The 9,614-nt window shown below is 45.0% G+C and carries 11 protein-coding genes; 5 read left to right on the forward strand and 6 right to left on the reverse strand.

The window, feature by feature from the left end:
- Positions 1 to 276, forward strand: a 276-nt coding sequence (locus ACTXGO_RS06630; RefSeq protein WP_443573775.1) for a c-type cytochrome biogenesis protein CcmI/CycH, incomplete at its 5' end; no start/stop codon positions are given.
- A 224-nt stretch (positions 277 to 500) separates the two neighbouring features.
- Complete coding sequence (gene adk, locus ACTXGO_RS06635; protein WP_435950508.1) at positions 501 to 1,157, forward strand: adenylate kinase; 657 nt, start codon at positions 501 to 503, stop codon at positions 1,155 to 1,157.
- 147 nt (positions 1,158 to 1,304) lie between these two features.
- On the opposite strand, the gene secB is transcribed toward adk, so the two are convergent.
- The 4 genes from secB to rsgA form a co-directional block, all read right to left on the reverse strand.
- Entirely contained in the window at positions 1,305 to 1,757 is a 453-nt protein-coding gene (gene secB / locus ACTXGO_RS06640) for a protein-export chaperone SecB (RefSeq protein ID WP_317199897.1), read from the reverse strand.
- Positions 1,758 to 1,864: 107 nt separating this feature from the next.
- Positions 1,865 to 2,128 carry a glutaredoxin 3 gene (grxC, locus tag ACTXGO_RS06645; protein ID WP_317199898.1) on the reverse strand — a complete coding sequence of 88 codons (264 nt, stop codon included), beginning with the start codon at positions 2,126 to 2,128 and terminating at the stop codon, positions 1,865 to 1,867.
- 311 nt (positions 2,129 to 2,439) lie between these two features.
- Complete coding sequence (locus ACTXGO_RS06650; RefSeq protein ID WP_317199899.1) at positions 2,440 to 2,892, reverse strand: rhodanese-like domain-containing protein; 453 nt, start codon at positions 2,890 to 2,892, stop codon at positions 2,440 to 2,442.
- A 117-nt stretch (positions 2,893 to 3,009) separates the two neighbouring features.
- Positions 3,010 to 4,113, reverse strand: a complete 1,104-nt coding sequence (gene rsgA / locus ACTXGO_RS06655; RefSeq protein WP_435950509.1) for a ribosome small subunit-dependent GTPase A — start codon at positions 4,111 to 4,113, stop codon at positions 3,010 to 3,012.
- A gap of 152 nt (positions 4,114 to 4,265) precedes the next feature.
- On the opposite strand from rsgA, the gene orn reads away from it, so the two are divergent.
- Positions 4,266 to 4,853, forward strand: a complete 588-nt coding sequence (gene orn, locus ACTXGO_RS06660) for an oligoribonuclease (RefSeq protein WP_317199901.1) — start codon at positions 4,266 to 4,268, stop codon at positions 4,851 to 4,853.
- Between the two features lie 100 nt (positions 4,854 to 4,953).
- On the opposite strand, the gene ACTXGO_RS06665 is transcribed toward orn, so the two are convergent.
- Together ACTXGO_RS06665 and ACTXGO_RS06670 are read right to left on the reverse strand one after the other, a co-directional pair.
- A complete protein-coding gene (locus ACTXGO_RS06665; protein WP_435950511.1) occupies positions 4,954 to 5,793 on the reverse strand; it encodes a UDP-2,3-diacylglucosamine diphosphatase in 840 nt (279 codons plus the stop codon).
- 63 nt (positions 5,794 to 5,856) lie between these two features.
- Positions 5,857 to 6,369, reverse strand: coding sequence for a peptidylprolyl isomerase (locus ACTXGO_RS06670; RefSeq protein ID WP_435951020.1), 513 nt, complete (start codon positions 6,367 to 6,369; stop codon positions 5,857 to 5,859).
- A 322-nt stretch (positions 6,370 to 6,691) separates the two neighbouring features.
- Between ACTXGO_RS06670 and ACTXGO_RS06675 the strand changes: the two genes are divergently transcribed.
- Together ACTXGO_RS06675 and ACTXGO_RS06680 are read left to right on the forward strand one after the other, a co-directional pair.
- On the forward strand, positions 6,692 to 8,419 hold the full coding sequence (locus ACTXGO_RS06675) for a glutamine--tRNA ligase/YqeY domain fusion protein (protein WP_443573777.1): 1,728 nt from the start codon (positions 6,692 to 6,694) through the stop codon (positions 8,417 to 8,419).
- Between the two features lie 102 nt (positions 8,420 to 8,521).
- A complete protein-coding gene (locus tag ACTXGO_RS06680; RefSeq protein ID WP_443573779.1) occupies positions 8,522 to 9,535 on the forward strand; it encodes a patatin-like phospholipase family protein in 1,014 nt (337 codons plus the stop codon).
- Positions 9,536 to 9,614 lie beyond the last annotated feature (79 nt).

Genomic DNA, 9,614 nt, shown 5'->3' on the forward strand with positions numbered 1-9,614 from the left:
GATGTCAACGGCGGACCACCGTTTGCTGCTAAGCGCTTGCCTATTAGTGTGATTAAGCAGGGCGAGGCGAGTATCAGTCTTAGTGATCTGGATGCGATGATGCCTGAGCGTACGCTAGCACAAGCACGCGCAGATAAAGTACAGCTGGCAGTCGTGGCACGTATTAGTCATAGCGGTAATGCTATTGCAGAGTCTGGCGACTTATCGGGCAATCCTGTCGTTATTAGCAGCGAGCAAAATCAAGTCAATGTTGCGATCAATCAGCAAGTACCCTAATGATTTTAATGAGCTGAGAAACTACTTTAAGACAAACTACCTAGCGCCATAATGGCGCGCAATAGTATTATTTGAACAGTGAAGTCATGACAATTGATGTCTAAGTTATGAAAAAACTTGAGCTTTGCAAAGCCACAAGGTAAGGTGAGCTTGCAATCAACCAATCCCTGATTACAATTTGTTATAAAACCTTATCCCAAAACCCTTTTAAGGAGAGTCGCTACATGATGCGTATTATTTTGCTAGGTCCACCAGGCGCTGGTAAAGGCACCCAAGCCCAGTTAATCTCAAAAGAGTATGATATCCCGCAAATCTCGACGGGCGACATGCTACGTGCGGCGATCAAAGAAGGTAGCGAGCTTGGCAAACAAGCTGAAGGCGTGATGAACGCAGGTGGTCTGGTATCAGATGATCTCATTATTAATTTGGTCAAAGAGCGCATCGCTAAACCTGATTGTGCTAATGGCTGTATTTTAGACGGCTTCCCGCGTACCATTCCGCAAGCGCAGGCACTAGCTGCAGCTAACGTCGATATCGACCATGTTATCGAGATTAGCGTCCCTGATGATGAGATCGTCAAGCGTCTATCGGGTCGTCGCCAGCATGCAGGATCAGGCCGCGTTTATCATATCGATCACAATCCGCCAAAGGTTGAAGGTATCGATGATGTCACAGGCGAGCCTTTGATCCAGCGTAAAGATGACAAAGAGTCGACGATTCGTGATCGCCTAGCGACTTATCATGAGCAGACCTCAACGCTAGTAGGTTTTTATCAAGAAAAAGCCAAAGAAGGTAGCAGTGCACCTAACTATGATAAGTTCGATGGTACGCAGCCTATCGAAGACGTTAAGGCACAAATTTTGTCAGCGCTAAAAGGCTAGTTTTATTTAAGGCTAATTTTATTTATAGTTATAAAAACCTCGACTGCTATGGTCGAGGTTTTTTGTATTTTAAAACCAAAAAAACCGCCAACTAAAAAAGAGGGCGGTTTTTTTACTCACTTAATGCTTAGCTTTTAATACAAGAGCTTAAGCATTACCTTGCGCGTCTACTTGTGCTTGCTGTTGGCTTTGCGCGTAGGCTTGGTCAAAGTTGACTGGCGCAAGCAATAACTGCGGGAAGCTACCACGAGTGACGATATCACTGATGACTTCACGAGCATAAGGGAACAAAACGTTAGGGCAATATGCACCTAGGATTTGACCGATTTGATCTTCAGGGATGTTCTTTAATAAAAAGATACCGGCTTGGTGAACTTCAGCGATAAAGGCCGGCTCTTCAGCATTCTTTGCATTGACACTCACCGTCAGAATCACTTGATAATGATCATCATCAAGTTTTTCAGCATTGCTTGATAAGTTGATATCAAGCTCAGGATTCCACTCTTTGGTAAATACGCCTGCGCCTGGGACTTCAAGTGACATGTCCTTAACATAAATGCGCTCTAGTGCCAATTGCGGTTGTGCTTGTTCTTCAGCCATGATAATTCCTTATAAATTTAAACAAAATATAGCCAATATGACGATAAGGCCAAACGACTATTTAATAGGTCACAAGATTTAGTAAGTAAAAAAGGTAATATAGCAGATTAACCCGCTAGTAGCTCATCGAGCTTGCCTTGCTGATTAAACTGATTGAGCTCATTAAACCCGCCAACAAAAGTATCACCGATAAAGATCTGCGGCACTGTGCGGTAGTTATTGGTTTTTTGCATCAAAGCGCGGCGCTCATCACTGCTGATGTCGTGCATGCCAATCTCTTCAAAGCTTACGCCTTTGGACTCTAATAGTTTTTTGGCGTTAGTGCAATATGGGCAAATAGGAGTGGTATATACTTTAACAGGTACGCTCATAATAGTTCTTCCTTAATAGTTATTGGAGTAGGGATGCAACGTTATCATTAGTAGACGCTACAGTAGTGAATCGTATAATAATAAAGTGAATCGTATAATAGACAGTATAGACAGCCATATTATCAATTGCCAATGAGTTAATGGCAATGATAACTTTAATTATTGTCATCTATAGAATGGGGCTTGGCCTATTAAAATCAAGTTTTAAGCATTCAGAGTGTTTTGCTTTTATCACTAAAGTGAGAAACAAAGCATAAAAAAAGACACCATATAGTTATGATGTCTGGTTTGAATATCTAAATCGCTACTGCTTATTTACTCAGTTTTGGCTTAGATTTGCCCTTTTTATTCTGCGTGTCTTTTAGGCCAACGAGTGGCATACCAGCGCCTTGCCAGCCGCCAATACCGCCCTCTAGACGATAGACGTTGTCTTTGCCAATCATTTGTATCGCCGCGCCTGCTTGTACACCGATGTCACAGATGATAATTACTGGATCTTCGATAGCCCGTATCTCATCCAAGCGATCTTTGAGCTGAGTGAATGGAATATTACGACTGCCTTGGATATAGCCTGTCGTATATTTTTTGGCAGGTCGAATATCAATCAGCTGCGCGTTTTGCGAATTGACCATCATACCGAGAGTGTTTGGAGATATCTTTTTGCCGCTACGCTTGCTCTCAATAGTAAAAAACAAGATAGCAAGTACGGCTAAAATACCGAATAAGAACGGGTGGTTACCCATAAATTCAAGTGCACGATCCAAACTAGACCTCCAAAATATAAGTGTTCTATCAGTTGGCCTGATAAAAATGAACAAGGCGCTATTATACCGACTAGGTTGTCTATAGTAAACGTATGAAAACTACTCAATGCGTCTGTCTTAATAAGGCTTGGTATCTGCCTCATCGGTAAGGGTCACCAAGTTCTCAACGCGGCGCTGAAGAACCTCGCCATCAGCGACTGCCTGCCATAGCGCGCAGCCTTTGGAGTTATGAGTATGGCGACAGTCTCGGAACTGACAGTAGCCTGATAGCGGTGCAAGCTCAACGAATCCTGAGATGATGTCATCTGGAGTCAGATGCCAGATACCATATTCACGAATACCTGGGGTATCGACGATGCCACCTTGAGTTAGATCAGCTGGATTGAAGGGTAGCAAACGGCTAGTCGTTGTCGTATGCTGCCCAAGCTGTGAGTTCTCTGAGATGATGTTAACGCTTTGCGCCGACTCTGGCAGCAGCGCATTAATCAGACTGCTCTTACCGACGCCAGACTGACCGGCAAATATCACCAGCTTGTTATCGATATAGCGTTTGAGCTCGCCAAGTCCTTGTTGTTCACCCGTCTGTAATACATTCTCTGGACAATCCACTGAGGTCAAGACACTATCATAACCAAGCGCTGCATATTGCGTTAATAGTTCACGCGTATTGACAGTAGACTCGCCCTCTAATAGATCCGCTTTATTGAGTACCAGCAGAGGTTGTACGCCTGCATGATGACAAACCACAAGATAGCGATCGATCAAGGTAGGCGCGGCAGCAGGTAGCGGCGCAAAGACAATCGCTAAGATATCGATATTGGCGGCAACCGGTTTGAGCTTATGGTAGCGATCGGGGCGAGATATCATCGAGGTGCGCGGTTTTACTGACTCAATACGGCCAAAACCTGTGTTGGAGTCCGCCGTCCAGCGCACTTGGTCACCTGCAGCCAGCATCGGCAAGTTGGTACGCACATGACAGCGCCAGACATCACCCAAGGCCAACTCCTGCCAAAACGGCTCAGGGTCATCAGGGGCAAACTCAGGCTGCTTAGGTATCACAGCAGGTAAGCTTGTGACTTGTACCTCCAATTGCTTACCAAAGTGCGCCATCACCACGCCATCCATCAAGCTATCATCGATGCTGTCTTGGCTGGCAAGTTGTTGTTTGTCTATACGACGAATCTGCTGTTTAGTGAGTTTGCGCTGCCGTATCAATGCCATAAGTACTGCCTGTGTTGTTTTAATTGCGATAAAAATATGTCTCAGTGTAGCGTGAAAATTTGATAACATACAGCCTAAGCTTGACAGAGGTTTTGTAAAGCCTGCAAACCACTTGTACATCATCACTGTGCATACTACTAATAGGATCGCTTATGAGTACCGATGACCATCCCAACAAGATCAAAATCAAAAACCAAGGTAAGAAGGGTTTGGTCTGGATTGACCTTGAGATGACAGGGCTTGATACCTTGAACGATGAGATCATCGAGATTGCGACAGTGGTGACGGATGAGGATTTGAACGTATTAGCCGAAGGGCCTGTTTTTGCGATTAAAGTCTCTGACCAAATCTTGAACAAGATGGATGACTGGAACACCAAGCAGCATGGTCAGTCAGGTCTGGTCGATCGCGTGCGTCGTAGTAAAGTGACACTAGCTGAAGCCGAAGAGGAAACCATTAAGTTTTTGAATAAATGGGTCGATAGTGGTAAGTCGCCGATGTGTGGCAACTCGATTTGCCAAGACAGACGTTTTATGGCGCGGCAGATGCCTGAGCTTGAGCGCTTTTTTCATTATCGTAATTTAGACGTGTCCTCGATCAAAGAGCTGTGCTTTCGCTGGCGTCCTGATATCCTAAAAAACTTTGAAAAGGGCGGTAGTCATTTAGCTTTAGATGATATCCGCGACTCAATTCGCGAGCTTAAGCACTATCGCCAGCACTTTTTTAAATTGATGGATTAAGGTTTTTGTCGGAGTTGTAGGTTGCGCCTTACGCACTAATTGAAGATAATTAAGGTCTGGATGGTGCGTGAAATGCACCCTACAATCTACACTAAATAAATCATCTCACTAAATACTGAAACTCAACCAGTGCAAATTCTGCTTCATCTAAATGCTCGTCTGCCACTACCGCGCCAATCACCGCGCTCACTTTTGGCTGTCTTGACTCTGTATCGATCAGTCGCCAATCACCTAACACATAACGTATTTTGTTATTAGTCGTTTGATGAATATCTGGGCGATGCGTATGCCCATGCAATAAGGCATCATCGTTATTAACCGCCTGTGCGACGGACTGCTCATTGACGTCCATAATGTAGGCCGCCTTTTTACTATTATTTTGCTTACTTTTAGTGCGTATGTTGTCGGCGATGGCGAGGCGCTTCTCTAATGATTTATTGAGCAGATACCATTTGGCCAGTGGACTGCGAATCGCTTTACGAAACAGCTGATATTTTTTATCATCTGTACATAGCGCATCACCGTGCTCTAGGCGAAAATCTTGCTCACCAATCGTCAATGGATAAGGTTCAGCAATTAGCTCACCGCCAAATAGATTGAGAAATCCTCGATCAAGCAGAAAATCTCGATTGCCATGCATGACCAAGATCTCGCAGCCTTGCACACGTAGCTGTTTTAGCCTATTGATTAAAGGGGTTAGCCAGTGGCTTGTGCGTGCCTCATCCTCTAGTGACAGATACATATCATCACCGAGCCAGACCTCAAACCAGTCGCCTAATATAAACAGCCGTTTAAGATTTGGCAGCGCTAAGCAGTCATTTAATAGCGCTAAAAAAGCCTGCACAAGGGCAGGCTCATCAAGCGATAAATGCAAATCGCTAATCAGTACTTGCCGTATATCATGCGGGCGAGTGGTGAGTAAGTGATCAAAGCTTTGCATCTATCATAACCTCTTTTATCTTATAGGCTATTTACAACTAAGGGGTAAATAGCCGAGCAAAAACTACTCAGAAACGACTTTAGCAGAGTTGATAACGACCGCCTCTTTTGGCACATCGGCATGCATACCGAAACGACCAGTCGGAACGCCGCGCAGTTTTTCGATGACATCCATACCACTGGTAACTTTACCAAAGACAGTATAACCCCAACCCTGCGCGTTTTTACCGCTATGGTTCAAAAAGTCATTGTCTTTTACATTGATAAAGAATTGGCTGGTCGCTGAATGCGGGTCTTGCGTACGCGCCATAGCGATTGATCCTTTATCATTTTTTAGACCATTATCCGCTTCATTCTCTACTGGCGCATTGGTCTTTTTCTCATTCATTTGGGCGTCCATACCGCCGCCTTGAATCATAAAGCCGTCGATGACGCGATGAAAGATTGTTCCTTCATAATGCCCAGAATTGACATAATTTAAGAAGTTCTCTACTGTTTTTGGTGCTTTTTCTTCATTGAGTTCAATAGTGATGTTACCCATTGAGGTCTCTAACTCTACGACTGGCATGTTGCTCATGGTTATCTCCTGATTGTTTGCGTTGGTTAATGGATCGGGCTGACTGTCTGTAGTGGTCGTACTAGCGCTATTGGTGCTACTAACGCAACCTAATATAAATAAAGGGGCAAATAAGCTGGCAAACCCAAATGATTTGATAGCGTGCATAGATCTTCCTTGTGTCTCTAAAAGGCAATCCTAATTTAGAGGCTAGTCTAACGGCTTTTTCATGTCATGTCATGTATCTGGCTGTTAATGAGTTTGCAAAAGCTGATAGAATAACGCTAATTTATTTTTTATATAAAATTAGAGCCTACCGTAAAAGGCTTAGGAGCACAAATTAATGACTGAGCATACAAAACCTAACGAGCCAAAAAACGATTTTATCCGCAATATTATTCGCCAAGATGTAAAAGCACAAAAATACGAGAAAATCGTTACTCGTTTTCCGCCTGAGCCTAATGGTTACTTGCATTTAGGGCACGTTAAATCCATTTGCCTTAACTTTGGCGTAGCAAAAGAGTTCGATGGTATCTGTCATCTGCGCTATGACGACACCAACCCAACTGCTGAAAAGCAGGACTACATCGACAATATCAAAAACGATGTGAAATGGCTCGGTTTTGAATGGGCAGGGCAGGCACTACACGCGTCTAGCTACTTCGATCAGCTCTATACATGGGCGGTGCAACTGATAGAGCAAGGCGATGCTTATGTTGATTTGCAAACCCCTGAACAAATCAAAGAGAATCGTGGCTCATTTAATGAGGCTGGCACACCGTCACCGCAGCGCGATGCTAGTGTCGAGGACAATCTCAAGCGCTTTGCTGATATGAGAGACGGTAAGTTTGCCGATGGCGAGGCCGTACTACGTGCCAAGATAGACATGTCTGATGCTAATATGAATATGCGCGATCCGATACTCTACCGCGTCATGCATCAAGAGCATCATCAGACGGGTGATAAATGGTGCATCTATCCGATGTATGATTTTGCCCATCCCTTATCCGATGCATTAGAAGGCATCACGCATTCGTTATGCACGCTTGAATTTGAAGATCATCGTCCGTTTTATGATTGGGTTGTGGCAAAGATTGGCTTTGAGACGCCGCCGCATCAGTATGAGTTTAGTCGCTTAAACGTCGATCATACGTTGACCAGTAAGCGTAAGCTCAAGCAGCTCGTAGACGAGGGTATTGTTGACGGTTGGGATGATCCGCGTATGCCAACGGTCGCAGGTATGCGCCGCCGTGGTTATACGCCTGAGGGCTTGCGCGACTTTTGTGATCGTGTTGGTGTATCAAAGGCAGATGGCGTAACCGATATGCGCCTGCTTGAATTTAGCATTCGCCAGTCCTTAGATGATACGACAGCACGCGGTATGGCAGTACTCAAACCGCTAAAAGTAATCATTACGAACTTTAGCGACGCGGTTAGTCAGTGGCAAGATTTAAAAGCCGATAGCGTCAACGCCCGCTGGGACGCAGACGCGCAAACTTTGTGGCTGACTCAGCCCAAGCACCCTAATGTCGATATGGGCGAGCGCGAGATTCCTTTTACTAAGGAGCTGTACATTGATCAAGGCGATTACGAGATAGAGCCGCCAGCAGGTTATAAGCGTCTGTCGCCAGAAAAGCCTGAGATACGCCTGCGTAATACTTATGTACTCGCAGTCACAGAGCATATCACCGATGATAGCGGCAACGTTGTTGAGCTAAAAGCTACCATAGATCCGACCACTTTGGGACAAAATCCTGAAGGCCGCAAGGTCAAAGGCGTCATTCATTGGGTATCGGCGAGCCAAGGTATTCCTGCCACAGTACGACTTTATGAGTCGCTATTTAGTGTCGAAGACCCAAGTAGCGTCAGCGATGTCCACGAAGCACTGAACCCCAATTCATTAACCGTACTCAACGCAGTCGTCGAACCTTCGTTAGTTGAAGCGGATGCAGGCACGCGCTTTCAGTTTGAGCGCGAAGGCTACTTTATCTCAGATAGCCAAGAGCACAGTACCGATACGCCAGTATTTAATCAGATTGTCAGCTTACGTGATAGCTATAAGCCGGCTTGATGCCAATTTACAATCGTCTTATATCAGAAATTTGTCTGGCTTTATAAGGCAGACTCAACTTTTAATATGTAAACTCATAGCAATGATAAGAGTAACGCGTTTATGACTAAAAAATCGATTAACCTAGCACTACAAGGTGGCGGCTCGCATGGCGCTTTTACTTGGGGCGTTTTGGATCACTTTATGGAAGATGGCCGCGTCAGTATCGAGGGCATCACAGGTACCAGTGCTGGCGCGATGAATGCGGCGGTACTGGCGCAGGGCTACATGGAGGGCGGCCCAGATGGCGCGCGCGAATCGCTTGAGAAGTTTTGGAGTCGAGTGGCCTACATGGGCGCGCTTAGTCCTATCAAGCGTAGTCCTTTGAGTATTCTGACAGGGAGCTGGGCGATGGATGACTCGCCCGCTTATCTTATGATGGACTTATTTAGCCGCGTAGCCTCGCCTTATAATACCAATCCTTTGAATATCAATCCGCTACGTGATCTGATTGAATCCACTGTCGATTTTGATAAAGTCAGATCGTGTAGCATGCTAAAGCTATTTGTAGCGGCAACCAACGTCCATACGGGCAAAATAAGAGTGTTTGATCGTGACGAGTTGACCGCAGATATGCTCCTGGCTTCGGCATGTTTGCCTTCTTACTTTCAAGCGGTTGAAATTGATGGCGTACCGTATTGGGATGGCGGGTATGTGGGTAACCCGCCTTTGTATCCTCTGTTTCATACGACTAAGTCCAAAGATATTATGATCGTGCAGATCAATCCGATTGAGCGCAACGAGACACCCAAAAGCGCGATCGAAATACAAAACCGTATTAATGAGATTACCTTTAACTCATCATTACTTAGAGAACTGCGCGCCATTGATTTTGTTAGTCGTCAATTGCGTGAGAACAAGCTTGATAGAACACGCTACACTGAGGTTCTAGTACACCGTATTGAAGCGACAGAACAGATCAATCCGCTGTCAGCATCTAGTAAGATAAACTCTGAGTGGGCGTTTTTGACGCATCTACGTGATATTGGCCGCGCTTCAGCGAAAGCCTTTTTAGACGAAAACTATGACAGACTAGGTGAGGAGTCTACGTTCGATTTGCGCCGCGAGTTTTCATAAACACGTGATACCAGAATTAAACTCAACATTAGTATTTTGCAATTAAGCCCATTTCAAGTAAGCTTGAGATGGGTTTTTT

It is taken from the genome of Psychrobacter sp. T6-1, from assembly GCF_052258445.1.

Coding starts and splice junctions, on each gene's coding strand:
- adk (WP_435950508.1), top strand. CDS start 501: ATGATGCGTATTATTTTGCTAGGTCCACCAGGCGCTGGTAAAGGCACC.
- secB (WP_317199897.1), bottom strand. CDS start 1,757: ATGGCTGAAGAACAAGCACAACCGCAATTGGCACTAGAGCGCATTTAT.
- grxC (WP_317199898.1), bottom strand. CDS start 2,128: ATGAGCGTACCTGTTAAAGTATATACCACTCCTATTTGCCCATATTGC.
- rsgA (WP_435950509.1), bottom strand. CDS start 4,113: ATGGCATTGATACGGCAGCGCAAACTCACTAAACAGCAGATTCGTCGT.
- orn (WP_317199901.1), top strand. CDS start 4,266: ATGAGTACCGATGACCATCCCAACAAGATCAAAATCAAAAACCAAGGT.
- ACTXGO_RS06665 (WP_435950511.1), bottom strand. CDS start 5,793: ATGCAAAGCTTTGATCACTTACTCACCACTCGCCCGCATGATATACGG.
- ACTXGO_RS06670 (WP_435951020.1), bottom strand. CDS start 6,369: ATGAGCAACATGCCAGTCGTAGAGTTAGAGACCTCAATGGGTAACATC.
- ACTXGO_RS06675 (WP_443573777.1), top strand. CDS start 6,692: ATGACTGAGCATACAAAACCTAACGAGCCAAAAAACGATTTTATCCGC.
- ACTXGO_RS06680 (WP_443573779.1), top strand. CDS start 8,522: ATGACTAAAAAATCGATTAACCTAGCACTACAAGGTGGCGGCTCGCAT.